The following is a 16,918-nucleotide window of genomic DNA, read 5'->3' as shown; positions in this document are numbered from 1 at the left end:
CGTCGGGACTGCTCTCCCCACATTTTTTAGTAAAAGAAAGTGTTGGGATCGAATTATTTCGTCACGGGATTGTTCGCAGGTTCTCCCGAAGCGTCGGGACTGCTCTCCCCACATTTTTTCTTTATTTGCGGGAGTAGCTCAGTTGGTAGAGCGTCAGCCTTCCAAGCTGAATGTCGCCGGTTCGAACCCGGTCTCCCGCTCTAAGTCTTGAAATAGGATTCGGACATCAATGAATATAAAAGCTCATTGAAAGTTTTGAGGCTGGGTGGGAAGCTGGTCCTGAGCGAAGTCAATGGAAACCCAGTTGCCCCCTTGAAATGAAAAGCGGTTTCAGTCAATGTATTGCCTTTCGTTAAAACGACACGAGTTAACGGTCAAGGTGTTTATCTTGAACTTTAAACCTGTCTGCCGAAGGGCAGGCTTTGGACTTTGAACCTTTTAAAAAGCCGGCGTAGCTCAGGGGTAGAGCGTTTCCTTGGTAAGGAAGAGGTCATGAGTTCAAATCTCATCGTTGGCTCAATTAGAACATAATTTTGTACACTAATATAAACTAAGATTAAAATTTATTAAAAATGGCAAAGGAAACTTTTGATCGTTCCAAACCACACTTAAATATTGGTACCATTGGACACGTAGATCACGGCAAAACAACTTTGACTGCCGCTATTACAACCGTTTTGGCGAACGCAGGACTTTCTGAAATGAGAAGTTTCGATTCTATCGATAACGCTCCTGAGGAAAAGGAAAGAGGTATAACAATCAACACTTCCCACGTTGAATATCAAACGGCCAACCGTCACTATGCGCACGTCGACTGTCCAGGTCACGCGGATTACGTGAAGAATATGGTTACAGGTGCCGCTCAAATGGACGGTGCTATCCTGGTGGTTGCGGCCACTGATGGTCCTATGCCACAAACTCGTGAGCACATTCTTTTAGGTCGTCAGGTAGGTATTCCAAGAATCGTTGTTTTCTTGAACAAAGTCGACATGGTCGATGATGAGGAACTGTTGGAATTGGTTGAAATGGAAGTAAGGGAATTGCTTTCTTTCTACGAATATGATGGAGACAACGGTCCTGTAATTTCTGGTTCGGCACTGGGTGCCCTAAATGGTGAGCAAAAATGGGTCGATACCGTGATGGAATTGATGGATGCCGTTGATAGCTGGATTGAGCTTCCTGCAAGGGACGTGGATAAGGATTTCTTGATGCCGGTAGAAGATGTATTTACGATTACTGGTCGTGGTACCGTTGCCACCGGGCGTATAGAGACAGGTGTTGCCAATACAGGTGACCCGGTTGAGATTATCGGTATGGGTGCTGAGAAATTGACATCTACCATCACCGGTGTTGAAATGTTCCGTAAGATTTTGGATCGTGGTGAAGCCGGTGACAATGTAGGTATCCTTCTAAGGGGTATTGAGAAATCGGATATCAAAAGGGGAATGGTGATTTGTAAGCCAGGTTCCGTAAAGCCACACGCCAAGTTCGAAGCAGAGGTATATATCCTTAAGAAAGAAGAGGGTGGTCGTCATACTCCTTTCCACAATAACTACCGTCCTCAGTTCTATGTTAGGACTACTGATGTTACCGGAACAATCAACCTTCCAAGCGGGGTGGAAATGGTAATGCCGGGTGATAACCTAACGATTACTGTAGATTTGCTATCTCCAATCGCATTGAGCGAGGGGCTTCGTTTCGCTATCCGTGAGGGTGGTAGAACCGTTGGTGCAGGTCAGGTGACCAAAATTTTAGACTAAGAATCTAATTTGATAGTGCATTTAAGGTGTCCCGGCTTTGCGTCGGGATACCTTTCGATGTAAATAGAAACGGGTGTAGCTCAGTTGGTAGAGCACTGGTCTCCAAAACCAGGTGTCGGGAGTTCGAGTCTCTCCTCCCGTGCAGAGTAAATTAAAAAGACGGTGGGGTGAGTTTCAAGTTTAGGTATATCCCGAGCGTTGTAGCTGAAGTAAATAGCCCTTCCCGTTCCGATTAATGAAATGTTGAATTCTTGCGGAAGCTTTTTGGGTGAAGTGGATGACCGGCATTCTTGTACAAACCTCTGGCTAACCGGATGTTTAGTGAACTAAAATACAAATAGCAATGTTAACCTACATCAAGGAATCGATTGAAGAACTAAAGAACAACGTCTCATTACCCTCAAGGGCCGAGTCGTCGAACTTGATGGTCGTTGTTGCCATTTTTTCCATCCTCTTTGCTCTGGCAACCTGGGGAGTGGATACCGTATTTAGTAAGGTGATAAAATTATATTTCAACAATCTTTTAAACTAAGCCGAACCCTATGTCAGAAGTATTGGAAAAAAAATGGTACGTGGTAAGGGCGGTAAGCGGCCAGGAAAACAAGATAAAAGGCTACATCGAGAGTGAAGTGGAACGTCATGGTTTCGCTGATTATCTAGAAGAAGTGCTTGTACCTACCGAGAAAGTAGTACAGATACGTAATGGAAAGAAAATAAACAAGGAAAGGGTGTATTTTCCTGGATATATAATGATTAAGGCCAATTTGGCAGGTGAAATGATCCATATTATTCGTTCAATTACCAATGTCATAGGTTTCCTCGGGGAAACCAAAGGTGGTGATCCCGTGCCTTTAAGAAAAGCGGAAGTCAACAGGATGCTAGGGAAGGTAGATGAATTGGCCATCAATACCGACAGTGTTGCCATCCCTTTCGTATTTGGGGAAACGGTCAAAGTAATCGATGGACCGTTCAATGGTTTTAACGGAACGGTTGAAAAAATCAATGAAGAAAAAAGAAAGCTTGAGGTGATGGTGAAAATCTTTGGAAGAAAAACACCGTTGGAATTGAGCTATATGCAGGTAGAAAAAATATAATGCAAGTGTTACATATACAAAGTTGTGTTGCTTCCAATTAAATACAACTTCAATTTAAATTTAAACAATGGCAAAAGAAGTAGGTAAAGTAGTTAAACTACAAGTTAGGGGAGGTGCAGCGAATCCATCGCCACCGGTTGGACCCGCCTTAGGTGCTGCCGGCGTTAACATCATGGAATTCTGTAAGCAGTTTAATGCTAGAACACAGGATAAACCGGGCAAAGTATTGCCAGTTGTTATCACCGTCTACAAAGACAAATCGTTTGATTTTGTCGTAAAAACACCCCCGGCGGCAGTGCAATTGATGGAAGCAGCTAAGATTAAAAAAGGATCTGGCGAACCAAACCGAGTCAAAAATGGGAACGTTACCTGGGACCAAATCAAGACCATAGCCGAAGATAAGATGGTAGACCTTAATGCCTTCACCGTAGAGTCTGCGATGAGCATGGTGGCCGGAACGGCAAGGTCTATGGGGTTAAAAGTAGCGGGTAAAAGACCTTTTTAAAATCTTAAAAGCAATTTAAATGGCAAAACTAAGCAAAAAGCAAAAAGAGGCTCGTGCCAAAATAGAGAAAGATAAGCTCTATTCGGTAGATGAGGCTTCCGCTTTGGTAAAAGAAATAACGAATGCAAACTTCGATGCTTCCATCGATATTGCGGTTCGTTTAGGGGTCGATCCGAGAAAAGCCAATCAAATGGTTCGTGGGGTGGTAACCCTGCCTCATGGTACCGGTAAAGATGTAAAAGTACTGGCACTGGTAACCCCGGACAAAGAAGCGGAGGCTACCGAAGCAGGGGCTGATTATGTTGGACTTCAAGAATATTTGGATAAAATCAAAGCTGGCTGGACAGATGTAGATGTTATTATCACCATGCCAAGCGTTATGGGAAAATTAGGACCCTTGGGCCGAGTGTTGGGGCCGAGGGGATTGATGCCTAATCCGAAAACGGGAACCGTGACCATGGATATCGGGAAGGCCGTATCCGAGGTGAAAGCAGGTAAAATTGATTTTAAGGTAGACAAAACCGGTATTGTTCATGCTGCTATTGGGAAGGTTTCATTCTCTCCCGATAAGATAGCCGGCAATGCCCGTGAGCTTTTGGATACCTTGATGAAGATGAAGCCGGCCGCAGCTAAAGGGGTGTATATGAAAAGTGTCTTCATGTCTAGCACCATGAGTCCAAGTGTCCAATTAGATCCAAAGACGGTATAACCGACTGGTAGTTTAAAATTGATATTATGACAAGAGAAGAAAAAGCAAACGTTATACAAGATTTAACTGCGCAGTTGGCCGAAAATGCTACCATTTATTTGGCGGATATTTCGGGTTTGGATGCCGGTACAACCTCCGATTTGCGGAGGGCGTGCTTCAAGGCGAACGTTAAACTGTCGGTCGTAAAAAACACCTTGCTCGCAAAAGCGATGGAGGCTTCCGAAAAAGAATTTGGCGAATTGCCCGAGGTTCTGAAGGGAAACACGTCCTTAATGTTCGCAGAGGTAGGTAATGCACCTGCAAAGTTGATCAAGAATTTTAGGAAAAAGTCCGATAAGCCTTTGTTAAAGGGCGCTTTCGTAGAGGAAGCAGTTTATATAGGCGACGAGAACCTAGATACCTTGGTGAGCATCAAGTCGAAAGAAGAAATGATCGGTGAGATCATCGGGTTGTTGCAATCACCTGCTAAGAACGTGATTTCGGGCTTGAAGTCCGGAGGCGGTAAATTGGCCGGTATCCTTAAAACGTTGTCAGAGAAATAAGTACGCACTAAAAACTAGTATATATTAAAATTTATTAAACGATAGAAAAATGGCAGATTTAAAAGATTTCGCAGAACAGTTGGTAAACTTGACCGTAAAAGAGGTAAACGAGTTGGCCGACATCCTTAAGGAAGAGTATGGTATCGAGCCTGCAGCAGCAGCAGTGGCCGTAGCCGCTGGTGGCGGTGGTGGTGCCGAAGGTGGTGAAGCCGCTGAGGAAAAATCAGAATTTGATGTAATTCTTAAAGCACCGGGAGGTTCTAAATTGGCAGTAGTTAAATTGGTAAAGGAATTGACTGGTCTTGGTTTGAAAGATGCCAAGGACATAGTTGATAGCGCGCCAAAGGCTGTTAAGGAAGGTGTTTCCAAAGATGAAGCGGAAGGTATCAAGAAATCCTTGGAAGAAGCAGGAGCAGAAGTTGAGCTTAAATAAAAGCAACGGCAATAGCACTTTGTTTTAGGTCTTTCCCCGCCTTTCGGTGGGGCTAGACCTAAACCATTTTATACAAACGGTATATCGAAGGTATATACGACCCATTAATATTCACGATCAAAATTTTGTCCATAGATGTTAACACAACAGACTGAAAGAATAAATTTTGCATCCGCTAAGAATACTCCGGAATATCCAGATTTCTTAGACATTCAGATCAAATCGTTTCAAGACTTTTTCCAACTAGAGACGAAATCTGACGAAAGGGGCAATGAAGGATTGTACAACACCTTTATGGAAAACTTCCCTATAACTGATACTAGAAATCAGTTTGTACTGGAGTTTCTCGATTATTTTATAGACCCCCCACGTTATTCTATCCAAGAATGTATAGAACGTGGACTTACCTATAGCGTACCCTTAAAGGCAAGGTTGAAATTGTATTGTACCGATGAGGAGCACGAAGACTTCGAAACCATCGTGCAGGATGTGTATTTGGGTACCATTCCGTACATGACCCCTAGCGGCACTTTTGTGATTAATGGGGCAGAAAGGGTGGTCGTCTCACAGTTGCACCGTTCCCCGGGAGTATTCTTCGGACAGTCGTTCCATGCCAACGGGACCAAGTTGTATTCTGCAAGGGTTATCCCGTTCAAAGGTTCATGGATTGAATTTGCTACCGATATCAACGGCGTTATGTACGCATATATCGATAGAAAGAAAAAATTACCTGTAACTACGCTATTCCGAGCCATCGGCTTTGAGCGCGATAAGGATATTTTGGAAATTTTCGACCTTTCTGAAGAGGTGAAGGTTTCCAATGCAGGCTTGAAGAAAGTATTGGGCCGGAAGTTGGCAGCTCGTGTCCTAAATACCTGGCATGAAGACTTTGTAGATGAAGATACAGGAGAGGTGGTTTCCATAGAAAGAAACGAAATCGTATTGGATCGTGATACGATTTTGGAAAAAGAGCATATTGCCGAGATTATGGAGGCCGATGTCAAAACCATCCTTTTGCACAAGGAAAATAATGCGCAGAGCGATTACGCCATTATTCACAATACCTTGCAAAAAGACCCTACGAACTCTGAAAAAGAAGCCGTAGAACACATCTACCGGCAATTGCGTAATGCCGAGCCGCCCGATGAGGAAACGGCAAGGGGCATCATTGATAAACTGTTCTTTTCCGACCAGCGTTACAATCTTGGTGAGGTCGGTCGTTATCGAATGAATAAGAAATTAGGATTGGATATCGGAATGGACAAGCAAGTCTTGACAAAGGAAGATATCATTACCATCATCAAATATTTAATCGAATTAATCAATTCCAAAGCGGAAATTGATGACATCGATCACCTTTCGAACCGTCGTGTACGTACGGTAGGAGAGCAATTATCTTCCCAATTCGGTGTTGGTTTGGCCCGTATGGCGAGAACCATTCGTGAGCGAATGAACGTTCGTGATAACGAAGTATTTACCCCGATCGATTTGATCAATGCGAAGACGCTGTCCTCGGTCATCAATTCTTTCTTCGGTACCAACCAGCTGTCCCAGTTCATGGATCAGACGAATCCGTTGGCCGAGATTACCCACAAAAGAAGATTATCGGCTTTAGGACCAGGAGGCCTCTCCAGAGAGCGTGCGGGATTTGAGGTTCGTGACGTACACTATACCCATTACGGTAGGTTATGTCCGATTGAGACCCCGGAAGGTCCGAATATTGGCCTGATTTCTTCGCTGTCGGTTTTCGCCAAGGTAAATCCAATGGGCTTTCTGGAAACCCCCTACCGCAAAGTAGAGGACGGGAAGGTAAACACCAAGGAATACATGTACTTGAGCGCTGAAGAGGAAGAAGGCATGAAAATCGCCCAGGCAAACATCCCTTTGAAAGATAACGGTGCTATTGAAAATGATAAGGTAATTGCGAGGGAAGAAGGAGATTTCCCGGTAGTTGATCCAAAGGAAATAAATTATACCGATGTGGCGCCAAACCAGATCGCATCGATTTCGGCATCCTTGATTCCTTTCTTGGAGCATGACGACGCGAACCGTGCGTTGATGGGATCGAATATGATGCGTCAGGCAGTACCCTTATTGAAACCCCAATCGCCGATTGTCGGAACCGGCTTGGAGCGTCAGGTAGCCTCCGATTCCAGGGTACTTATCAATGCGGAAGGGGACGGTACTATCGAGTATGTAGACGCACAGAAGATTACTATTAAGTATAATCGTACGGATGCCGAAAGAATGGTCAGTTTCGATGAGGATTCGAAAACATATCAGTTAGTAAAGTTCAGAAAAACGAATCAAGGCACCAGTATCAACCTAAAACCAATTGTCAAAAAAGGCGATAAGGTGAAGAAAGGACAGGTGCTGTGTGAAGGCTATGCGACCGAAAAAGGGGAATTGGCTCTAGGTAGGAACTTGACAGTGGCTTTCATGCCATGGAAAGGATACAATTTCGAGGATGCGATCGTCATCTCTGAAAAAGTGGTACGGGAAGATATTTTCACTTCTATCCACGTAGATGAGTACTCCTTGGAAGTCAGGGATACGAAATTGGGAGCGGAGGAATTGACCCATGATATCCCGAACGTTTCAGAGGAAGCTACCAAAGATTTGGACGAGCACGGAATGATCCGTATCGGTGCGGAAGTGAAACCTGGGGATATTTTAATTGGTAAGATCACCCCAAAAGGGGAATCAGACCCAACACCGGAAGAAAAATTGCTGCGAGCCATCTTCGGCGATAAGGCAGGGGATGTCAAGGATGCCTCTTTGAAGGCACCTCCATCTCTGAACGGTGTGGTTATCGATAAAAAGTTGTTCTCAAGGTCTATTAAGGATAAGCGTAAGCGTTCGGAAGACAAAGACGCCATCAACCGTCTTGAATTGGAGTACGAGGTGAAGTTTGAGGAACTCAAGGATGTTTTGGTGGAAAAACTATTCGCTTTGATCAACGGGAAAACCTCTCAAGGGGTTCTAAACGATTTGGGTGAAGAGGTACTTCCGAAAGGTAAGAAGTACACCATGAAGATGTTGAATGCCGTTGACGACTTTGCACACTTGGTTGGTGGTAGCTGGACGACTGACAAGGATACCAATGCCTCCGTTGCCGATTTACTCCACAACTATAAGATAAAGTTGAACGACCTTCAAGGAAACCTGAGAAGGGATAAGTTTACAATTTCCGTGGGTGACGAGTTGCCGGCGGGAATCATGAAATTGGCAAAAGTGTATATCGCCAAAAAGCGAAAGCTAAAAGTCGGTGATAAGATGGCGGGTCGTCATGGAAACAAAGGTATTGTTTCTCGTATTGTACGTCAGGAAGATATGCCTTTCCTGGAAGACGGTACTCCCGTAGATATCGTATTGAACCCCTTAGGCGTACCATCACGTATGAATATAGGGCAGATTTATGAAACGGTTCTTGGGTGGGCCGGTCTTAAGCTGGGTAAAAAGTATGCGACACCTATTTTCGACGGTGCGACCTTGGAAGAGATCAACACTTTTACCGATGAGGCAGGAATACCCAGATTTGGCCATACCTATCTGTACGACGGTGGTACCGGAGAGCGTTTTGATCAGGCTGCAACGGTTGGGGTAATCTACATGTTGAAATTAGGTCATATGGTAGATGACAAGATGCACGCCCGTTCAATAGGACCTTACTCGTTGATTACACAACAACCTTTGGGTGGAAAGGCGCAATTTGGAGGCCAGCGTTTCGGTGAAATGGAAGTTTGGGCACTCGAAGCATATGGTGCTTCCTCGACCTTACGTGAAATACTAACGGTCAAATCCGACGACGTGGTCGGAAGGGCAAAAACCTACGAATCCATCGTAAAAGGAGAAACGATGCCAGAGCCTGGTTTACCAGAATCTTTCAACGTACTGATGCACGAACTTAAAGGTTTGGGCTTGGATATCAGATTGGAAGAATAGTAGTTACACATTATAATATAGAGCACCATACATTATGGCTAGAATAAACGATAATACACCACAAAAAAGGTTTAACAAGATTTCAATCGGATTGGCATCGCCTGAAGCTATTTTGGCCGAGTCAAGAGGGGAAGTCTTAAAACCTGAGACCATTAATTATAGAACCCACAAACCAGAACGTGACGGACTTTTCTGTGAGCGCATATTTGGTCCCGTAAAGGATTACGAGTGTGCCTGTGGAAAATACAAGCGTATTCGTTATCGAGGCATTGTTTGTGACCGTTGTGGCGTGGAGGTGACTGAGAAAAAAGTAAGAAGGGATAGGGTAGGGCATATTAACCTCGTGGTTCCTGTGGCCCATATCTGGTACTTCCGTTCCTTACCTAACAAAATAGGATATCTACTAGGGTTACCATCCAAGAAATTGGATATGATTATCTACTATGAGCGCTACGTGGTTATCCAACCGGGAGTCGCAAAAGGAATCGATGGCGAGGAAATCAATAAAATGGACTTCCTTACAGAAGAGGAATACCTTAATATTCTGGAATCGATTCCGCCCGAAAATCAATATCTGGAAGATAGCGACCCGAACAAGTTCATCGCCAAGATGGGTGCTGAATGTCTTATCGACCTCTTAGGTAGAATTGATTTGAAACAGCTTTCCTACGAGTTAAGGCATAAGGCTAATACCGAGACCTCGAAACAGCGTAAGACGGAGGCGTTGAAAAGGCTTCAAGTAGTAGAGGCATTGAGGGAATCCCAAGATAATAGGGAGAATAGACCGGAGTGGATGATCATGAAAGTGATTCCTGTCATACCGCCCGAACTGCGCCCCTTGGTACCATTGGATGGAGGCCGTTTCGCCACCTCCGATTTGAACGATTTGTACAGAAGGGTTATTATCCGTAATAACCGTTTAAAGCGATTGGTCGAAATCAAGGCTCCCGAGGTGATTCTTCGAAATGAGAAACGGATGCTTCAGGAGGCGGTAGATTCTTTATTCGATAACACCCGTAAGGCATCTGCCGTAAAAACGGAATCGAACAGGCCATTAAAATCGCTTTCAGATTCCCTCAAGGGAAAACAGGGCCGTTTTCGTCAAAATCTATTAGGAAAACGTGTGGATTATTCCGCTCGGTCGGTCATCGTCGTAGGGCCCGAAATGAGCCTCTTCGAATGTGGTCTTCCAAAAGATATGGCCGCCGAACTTTACAAACCTTTCGTAATCCGAAAGCTTATTGAGCGCGGTATTGTTAAAACCGTGAAGTCTGCGAAGAAGATTATCGATAAAAAAGAACCGGTGGTATGGGATATCCTTGAAAATGTCTTGAAAGGGCACCCTGTGTTGTTGAATAGGGCCCCCACGCTACACCGTTTGGGAATACAGGCATTTCAACCGAAACTAATCGAAGGGAAGGCGATTCGTCTTCACCCGTTGGTCTGTACGGCCTTTAATGCGGATTTTGATGGGGACCAGATGGCGGTTCACTTGCCGTTGGGCCCCGAGGCGATTTTGGAGGCACAATTGCTTATGCTGGCCTCCCACAATATATTGAACCCCGCGAACGGATCACCCATTACGGTACCTTCTCAGGATATGGTCTTGGGGCTGTACTATATGACCAAAGAGCGTAAGTCGACCGACGAAGTACCGGTGAAAGGGGAAGGACTCACTTTTTATTCGTACGAAGAAGTAGTCATCGCCTTTAATGAGGGTAGGCTCGACCTGAATGCGGGAATCAAGGTACGTGCGAAGGATTTTAATGAAGAAGGAGAGTTGGTGAACCAAATCATCCCGACAACTGTCGGAAGGGTACTGTTCAACCAAGTGGTACCGGAGCAGGCGGGGTACGTGAACGAAGTACTGAACAAAAAATCGTTACGAGATATTATCGGTAACATTCTAGCGGTCACCGATGTGCCGACCACGGCCGAGTTCTTGGATAAGATCAAGACCATGGGGTACGAATTCGCCTTTAAGGGTGGGTTGTCCTTCAGTTTGGGAGATATTATTATTCCACAGGAGAAACATGAGATGATTGCCGATGCCAACGAACAGGTCGACGGTATTATGGCAAACTATAACATGGGTCTGATTACCAATAACGAGCGTTACAATCAGGTAATCGACGTATGGACTTCGACCAATGCCATGTTGACCGAATTGGCCATGAAGCGTATTCGCGAAGACCAACAAGGGTTCAACTCGGTATATATGATGTTGGATTCCGGTGCGAGGGGTTCTAAAGAGCAGATTCGTCAGTTGACCGGTATGCGTGGATTGATGGCCAAGCCAAAAAAATCTACTGCGGGAGGCGGTGAAATTATCGAAAACCCGATTCTTTCCAACTTTAAGGAAGGGCTATCGATTTTGGAATACTTCATCTCCACCCACGGTGCCCGTAAGGGACTTGCGGATACTGCCTTGAAAACAGCGGATGCTGGTTATTTGACCCGCCGTTTGGTAGATGTTTCCCAAGATGTCATCATCAATATCGACGATTGTGAAACCTTGAGAGGGGTAGAAGTGGAACCTTTGAAGAAAAACGAGGAGATTGTCGAATCACTTGGTGAACGTATTCTGGGAAGGGTTTCCTTGCACGATGTTTACAATCCGTTGACAGAAGAGCTCTTATTGACCGCAGGTCAAGAAATCATGGAATCTGATGTCAAAAAGATAGAAGCTTCCCCGATTGAAAGGATAGAGGTACGTTCCGCCTTGACCTGTGAAGCACCAAAAGGAATTTGTGCCAAGTGTTATGGTAGAAATCTCGCAACCAACAAAATGGTTCAACGTGGTGAAGCGGTTGGTGTCGTTGCGGCTCAGTCCATCGGGGAACCGGGAACACAGCTTACCCTCCGTACATTCCATGTAGGTGGTATTGCAGGAAACATCTCTGAAGAGAGCAAGTTGGAGGCAAAGTTCACCGGTATCGCTGAAATAGAGGACTTGAGAACCGTTAAGGGGGAAGATGCCGATGGGAATGTAGCGGATATTGTGATTTCCAGAACCTCGGAGGTTAAGATTGTAGATTCCAAAACAGGCATTACATTAAGCACCAATAACATACCATATGGGTCTCAGTTGTTTATCAAAAACGGGGCCAAGGTCGAAAAAGGAACTACTATCTGTTCATGGGATCCCTACAATGGTGTTATAGTTTCCGAATTCCCCGGCAAGATTGCCTATGAGAATATTGAGCAAGGGGTAACCTATCAGGTGGAAATCGACGAGCAGACAGGATTCCAGGAGAAGGTTATTTCCGAGTCCAGGAATAAAAAATTGATTCCTACCTTGTTGATTATGAATACTAAGGACGAAGTATTACGTTCTTACAACCTACCGGTTGGATCCCACATCATGGTCGATGATGGTGATAAGATCAAGGAAGGTAAGATTTTGGTCAAGATACCTCGTAAGTCTGCAAAAGCAGGTGATATTACAGGGGGTCTTCCAAGGGTTACCGAATTATTCGAAGCCCGTAACCCATCGAACCCGGCAGTAGTATCCGAGATTGATGGAGTGGTCTCTTTTGGCAAAATCAAAAGGGGTAACCGTGAGATAATCATAGAATCAAAGTTGGGAGAGATCAAGAAATATTTGGTGAAACTCTCCAACCAGATTTTAGTTCAGGAAAATGATTATGTACGGGCTGGAATGCCATTATCCGACGGTTCCGTAACCCCGGAGGATATTCTTGCCATTAAGGGTCCATCTGCAGTTCAGCAGTATTTGGTAAACGAGGTGCAGGAAGTGTATCGTTTACAAGGGGTGAAAATCAACGACAAGCACTTTGAGGTGGTAGTACGTCAGATGATGCGAAAGGTACGTATCGAAGATCCGGGAGACACCATCTTTCTTGAAAATCAATTGGTTCATAAAGATGACTTTATCAATGAGAACGATGAGATTTTTGGAAAGAAAGTGGTGATGGATGCCGGTGAATCTGAAAACCTCAAAGCGGGAATGATTATTACCGCAAGGGAGTTGAGAGACGAAAATTCGATTTTGAAACGTGCGGACAAAGCCGTGGCCACGGCAAGGGATGCTGTTGCGGCAACTGCAACACCGATTTTGCAAGGTATTACCAGAGCTTCGTTGCAGACCAAGTCGTTCATCTCGGCCGCATCGTTCCAAGAGACTACCAAAGTATTGAACGAAGCCGCGGTAAGCGGTAAGGTGGATACCTTGGAAGGCTTGAAGGAAAATGTAATCGTGGGTCACAGAATCCCGGCGGGGACGGGTATGCGCGACTACGAAAACATCATCGTGGGCTCGAAGGAAGAGTATGACGAGATCATGGCTCGAAAAGAAGCCTTGAAATTCTAAATAGAAGCTATAAAAACCCCTGACTACCGATGTTAGGGGTTTTTTTAATTCCAGTCATGAACTTATGAGTGAAAAAGAACAAAAACAAAAACAGATAAACATAGAGTTGGATGAAAAAACGGCCGAGGGAATCTATTCAAATTTGGCAATTATCAACCATTCGGTTTCGGAGTTTGTAGTAGACTTTATCAGCATGATGCCAGGTGCACCCAAGGCAAAGGTCAAAAGTAGGATTGTGTTAACACCGCAACACGCAAAAAAATTCCTAAAAGCGTTGAACGATAACGTTAACCGCTTTGAAAAGGCACATGGAGCCATTAAAGACTATGAGCAGCCACCCATTCCCTTGAATTTTGGACCGACCGGAGAGGCTTAAAAAGCCGTCTTTTATTCTTACAACCTAATTACTTAAAAAGAATTATTGCCCACCTTTTTTATTCATGAAGGGTTATGCAATACCTGGCTGCTTCTAGTCAAACTCCGAGGTAAAGTGCAATTTCACTGTGGGGTACTTCTGCTGTGTCATTTGTAAGGAGAATTGGGAATCGGCCAAAAAGACCAGTTGTCCTCCCTTATCCTTTGCCAGGAATTTTTGTTTGACTCTCTTGAACTCCTTGAATTCTTCGTTTTTGGGGTCATCAGGGTCTACCCAACAAGCTTTGTACACCGGAAAGTTTTCATAGGAGCATTTGGCGCCATATTCATGTTCCAAGCGGTACTGTATTACTTCGAACTGTAAGGCACCTACCGTACCGATAATCTTTCTTCCGTTCATTTCCAAAGTGAATAGCTGTGCGACGCCTTCATCCATCAATTGGTCGATTCCCTTATAAAGCTGTTTGGCCTTCATCGGGTCCGCATTGTTGATATAGCGAAAATGTTCCGGAGAGAAACTCGGGATTCCTTTGTAATGTAATTTCTCCCCTTCTGTAAGGGTGTCACCTATCTTAAAATTACCCGTATCGTGCAATCCTACGATATCTCCTGGATAGGAAATGTCCACGATTTCCTTCTTCTCGGCAAAAAACGCATTGGGACTTGAAAATTTCAATTTTTTATCATGTCGCACATGCAAATAGGGTTTATTACGTTCGAAGGTTCCTGATACAATTTTCACAAAAGCAAGTCGATCCCGATGTTTGGGATCCATGTTGGCATGTATTTTGAACACGAAGCCGGTAAGTGCTTTTTCTTCAGCTCTTACTAAACGCTCCTCTGCCATTTTCGACTCGGGTGGTGGGGCGATTTCAATGAAACAATCCAATAGTTCCCTGACACCAAAATTGTTAAGGGCCGATCCAAAAAAAACAGGTTGCAGTTTACCTTTTAGATAGGAGTCTCGGTCAAATTCTGGATATACCCCCTGTACCAGTTCCAAGTTTTCCCTTAACGTTTCCGCAGCGCTTTTCCCAATAATTGTTTCCAATTCGGGACTATCCAAGTCGTCAAAAGCGATTGTTTCCTCAATATTTTTCTTACTATCTCCACTGAAGAGATTGATGTTCTTTTCATATATGTTATAGATTCCCTTAAAATCATAGCCCATACCGATAGGAAAGCTTAAAGGAGTAACGGAAAGCCCTAACTTTTGCTCTACTTCATCAAGTAGGTCAAAGGCATCCTTGCCTTCCCGATCAAGCTTGTTGATAAAGACGATCATGGGAATGCTTCGCATTCTACAGACTTCAACTAGTTTTTCGGTCTGTTCCTCTACACCTTTTGCCACATCAATAACTACGATTACACTGTCAACAGCAGTCAAGGTTCTAAACGTATCCTCCGCAAAGTCCTTGTGGCCTGGGGTATCTAAAATATTGATTTTCTTATCCTTATATAAAAAAGCAAGTACCGAGGTCGCCACCGAAATACCACGTTGCCGCTCTATCTCCATAAAATCGCTGGTAGCTGTTTTTTTGATTTTATTATTCTTGACAGCACCCGCCTCCTGAATGGCACCCCCGAATAGCAGTAATTTTTCCGTAAGCGTTGTTTTTCCAGCATCGGGATGGGAAATAATGCCAAAAGTGCGCCTTCTTTTTATTTGGTCCTTAAAAGTCATGCTAAAAATTTGCACAAAAATAGACTAAATAATAGTTTTCCCTTGTCGAAATAGAGTGAATAATTGTATGGTTTTAGAGGCTTTCAAAGCATTGGTTTTTTGACAATCATATGTCTTAATGGATAATCGGCACCCATCGATTTAAGGTCCAAAAACATCGGTATATGAAGACCGAAATGGTCTTTTTGTTAAAGTGCTACGTAATTATTCCAAGAAAAAGTCAACAAAAAATGCAGTTAAACGAATAAACCGTACGTTAAAAGACATTTCATAATTTGGGCTTTCGAAACAATTTGAGGTTCAAAATTTTAACTTTATCTTGCGAGTTCTTTAACAAAAGTAGTCCCAACTTCTTACGCTGTTCAAGAAAAGCTTACTGGCCGTGGTGATTGGTAAACCCGCCTGCCAAATGGCAGGTATTAAATTACTAACACTTATGGAACTTATCACATCTTTCTTTAAAAAGAGCGGGACAAAAGATTTCATCACGCTCTATCTATCTATAGCCGTCTTTGTGGGTTTTTCAATGGTTGAAGGCAATTGGGTCCATGCCAATCCCAAACTGATATCCGACAAATTGGATATTTTGATTGAGTACGACGGGTTGGATTTGGATCAGGACGATGATGGAATTTTGGACAGGGTAGAAGATGCGAATACTGACGGTGATAATAATCCTAGTACGAATCCTACCGACACAGATGGGGATGGCATAGCCGATTACTTGGATATTGATTCCGACAACGACGGGATACTGGATAATTATGAGGGTCAAAGAACGAGTGATTATGTGGCTCCCTCAGGAGTAGATGCCAATGGCAATGGTTTGGATGACGTCTACGAAGGATCTTACGGTTTTGGTATTGTTCCTATAAATTCGGATGGAGCTGCCTTGGCCGATTATGTTGATCCGGATTCTGATGTAGATGGTATCAGGGACAATGTAGAATCACAACCCTATTTGGGATATGTTGCGCCATCCGGAGTAGATGCCAATGGTAATGGTTTGGATGATGCCTACGAAGGCAGTTTTGGCTTTGGTATTATTCCTATTAATTCTGACAGTGACCCATACCCTGATTTTAGGGATTTTGATTCCGACGACGATGGTATTAAAGACAAGGTGGAGGCCCAGACCTCGGAAGGATATGTTCCACCAAGCGGAGACAGTGATCAAAATGGAATTGATGATTCTTACGAAGACGGATTGAATCCCATTGACACCGATGGTGATAGCATACCGGATTTTCTCGACATCGATACCGACAATGATGGTATTTTGGATAATATTGAATCACAGTCGACTGGGGAATATGTCGCCCCATCTGGTGTAGACGGAAATCGAAATGGTTTGGATGATGCCTATGCGAGTATCATAGACCCCATGAATTCGGATGGGGACACCAAACCCGATTTTAGGGACATCGATTCCGACAACGACGGCATCCCTGACAACGTGGAGGCGCAGACCACCGCCGGCTATATCGCGCCGAACGACGACGACGCGGCGACCTATGCCTCGAACGACGGCCTGAACT

At 44.2% G+C, this 16,918-nt stretch carries 11 protein-coding genes, 3 tRNA genes and 1 pseudogene; 14 read left to right on the top strand and 1 reads right to left on the bottom strand.

The genetic code is table 11. The annotated features are described in order from the left end of the window. Nucleotides 1-127: 127 nt before the first annotated feature. The 13 genes from FK220_RS19835 (at nt 128) to FK220_RS19775 (ending at nt 13,697) form a co-directional block, all read left to right on the top strand. Nucleotides 128-200 (top strand) — tRNA-Gly (locus tag FK220_RS19835). A 245-nt stretch (nt 201-445) separates the two neighbouring features. Then, nucleotides 446-517, top strand: a tRNA-Thr gene (locus FK220_RS19830). A gap of 55 nt (nt 518-572) precedes the next feature. Continuing rightward, complete coding sequence (gene tuf, locus FK220_RS19825) at nt 573-1,760, top strand: elongation factor Tu (protein ID WP_152576107.1); 1,188 nt, start codon at nt 573-575, stop codon at nt 1,758-1,760. A 69-nt stretch (nt 1,761-1,829) separates the two neighbouring features. Next, nucleotides 1,830-1,902: transfer RNA gene (locus FK220_RS19820), tRNA-Trp, on the top strand. Nucleotides 1,903-2,103: 201 nt separating this feature from the next. Continuing rightward, the gene (gene secE, locus FK220_RS19815) at nt 2,104-2,292 is read left to right on the top strand and encodes a preprotein translocase subunit SecE (protein ID WP_152576106.1); all 189 of its coding nucleotides are present in this window, start codon (nt 2,104-2,106) and stop codon (nt 2,290-2,292) included. Between the two features lie 10 nt (nt 2,293-2,302). Then, entirely contained in the window at nt 2,303-2,854 is a 552-nt protein-coding gene (gene nusG, locus FK220_RS19810; RefSeq protein ID WP_152576105.1) for a transcription termination/antitermination protein NusG, read from the top strand. Nucleotides 2,855-2,921: 67 nt separating this feature from the next. Then, complete coding sequence (gene rplK / locus FK220_RS19805; protein ID WP_152576104.1) at nt 2,922-3,359, top strand: 50S ribosomal protein L11; 438 nt, start codon at nt 2,922-2,924, stop codon at nt 3,357-3,359. A 19-nt stretch (nt 3,360-3,378) separates the two neighbouring features. After that, nucleotides 3,379-4,068: a 50S ribosomal protein L1 gene (gene rplA / locus FK220_RS19800; protein WP_152576103.1), complete on the top strand. Its 690-nt coding sequence runs from the start codon at nt 3,379-3,381 to the stop codon at nt 4,066-4,068. Nucleotides 4,069-4,094: 26 nt separating this feature from the next. Then, a complete protein-coding gene (rplJ, locus tag FK220_RS19795) occupies nt 4,095-4,610 on the top strand; it encodes a 50S ribosomal protein L10 (protein ID WP_152576102.1) in 516 nt (171 codons plus the stop codon). Between the two features lie 49 nt (nt 4,611-4,659). Continuing rightward, complete coding sequence (gene rplL, locus FK220_RS19790; RefSeq protein WP_152576101.1) at nt 4,660-5,043, top strand: 50S ribosomal protein L7/L12; 384 nt, start codon at nt 4,660-4,662, stop codon at nt 5,041-5,043. Nucleotides 5,044-5,178: 135 nt separating this feature from the next. Continuing rightward, nucleotides 5,179-8,988 (top strand): DNA-directed RNA polymerase subunit beta, encoded by a 3,810-nt coding sequence (rpoB, locus tag FK220_RS19785; RefSeq protein ID WP_152576100.1) that lies wholly within the window; start codon nt 5,179-5,181, stop codon nt 8,986-8,988. Nucleotides 8,989-9,022: 34 nt separating this feature from the next. Continuing rightward, nucleotides 9,023-13,321 carry a DNA-directed RNA polymerase subunit beta' gene (gene rpoC, locus FK220_RS19780; protein WP_152576099.1) on the top strand — a complete coding sequence of 1,433 codons (4,299 nt, stop codon included), beginning with the start codon at nt 9,023-9,025 and terminating at the stop codon, nt 13,319-13,321. 64 nt (nt 13,322-13,385) lie between these two features. Beyond that, nucleotides 13,386-13,697, top strand: coding sequence for a DUF3467 domain-containing protein (locus FK220_RS19775; RefSeq protein WP_152576098.1), 312 nt, complete (start codon nt 13,386-13,388; stop codon nt 13,695-13,697). A gap of 93 nt (nt 13,698-13,790) precedes the next feature. Here FK220_RS19775 and FK220_RS19770 read toward each other — a convergent pair whose 3' ends face one another. Beyond that, nucleotides 13,791-15,380: a peptide chain release factor 3 gene (locus FK220_RS19770; RefSeq protein ID WP_152576097.1), complete on the bottom strand. Its 1,590-nt coding sequence runs from the start codon at nt 15,378-15,380 to the stop codon at nt 13,791-13,793. Nucleotides 15,381-15,816: 436 nt separating this feature from the next. Here FK220_RS19770 and FK220_RS19765 point away from each other — a divergent pair. Next, nucleotides 15,817-16,918 (top strand): annotated as a pseudogene (locus tag FK220_RS19765) (hypothetical protein); the annotation flags it as partial.

The organism is Pelagihabitans pacificus, from assembly GCF_009371985.2.
GTDB lineage: Bacteria > Bacteroidota > Bacteroidia > Flavobacteriales > Flavobacteriaceae > Pelagihabitans > Pelagihabitans pacificus.
This window is presented reverse-complemented; position numbering and strand designations above follow the sequence as displayed.

Bases quoted from the DNA above. Each gene is read 5' to 3' on its own strand.
- secE (WP_152576106.1), top strand. From the start codon at position 2,104: ATGTTAACCTACATCAAGGAATCGATTGAAGAACTAAAGAACAACGTC.
- rplJ (WP_152576102.1), top strand. From the start codon at position 4,095: ATGACAAGAGAAGAAAAAGCAAACGTTATACAAGATTTAACTGCGCAG.
- FK220_RS19775 (WP_152576098.1), top strand. From the start codon at position 13,386: ATGAGTGAAAAAGAACAAAAACAAAAACAGATAAACATAGAGTTGGAT.
- FK220_RS19770 (WP_152576097.1), bottom strand. From the start codon at position 15,380: ATGACTTTTAAGGACCAAATAAAAAGAAGGCGCACTTTTGGCATTATT.
- rpoB (WP_152576100.1), top strand. From the start codon at position 5,179: ATGTTAACACAACAGACTGAAAGAATAAATTTTGCATCCGCTAAGAAT.
- nusG (WP_152576105.1), top strand. From the start codon at position 2,303: ATGTCAGAAGTATTGGAAAAAAAATGGTACGTGGTAAGGGCGGTAAGC.
- rpoC (WP_152576099.1), top strand. From the start codon at position 9,023: ATGGCTAGAATAAACGATAATACACCACAAAAAAGGTTTAACAAGATT.
- tuf (WP_152576107.1), top strand. From the start codon at position 573: ATGGCAAAGGAAACTTTTGATCGTTCCAAACCACACTTAAATATTGGT.
- rplK (WP_152576104.1), top strand. From the start codon at position 2,922: ATGGCAAAAGAAGTAGGTAAAGTAGTTAAACTACAAGTTAGGGGAGGT.
- rplL (WP_152576101.1), top strand. From the start codon at position 4,660: ATGGCAGATTTAAAAGATTTCGCAGAACAGTTGGTAAACTTGACCGTA.
- rplA (WP_152576103.1), top strand. From the start codon at position 3,379: ATGGCAAAACTAAGCAAAAAGCAAAAAGAGGCTCGTGCCAAAATAGAG.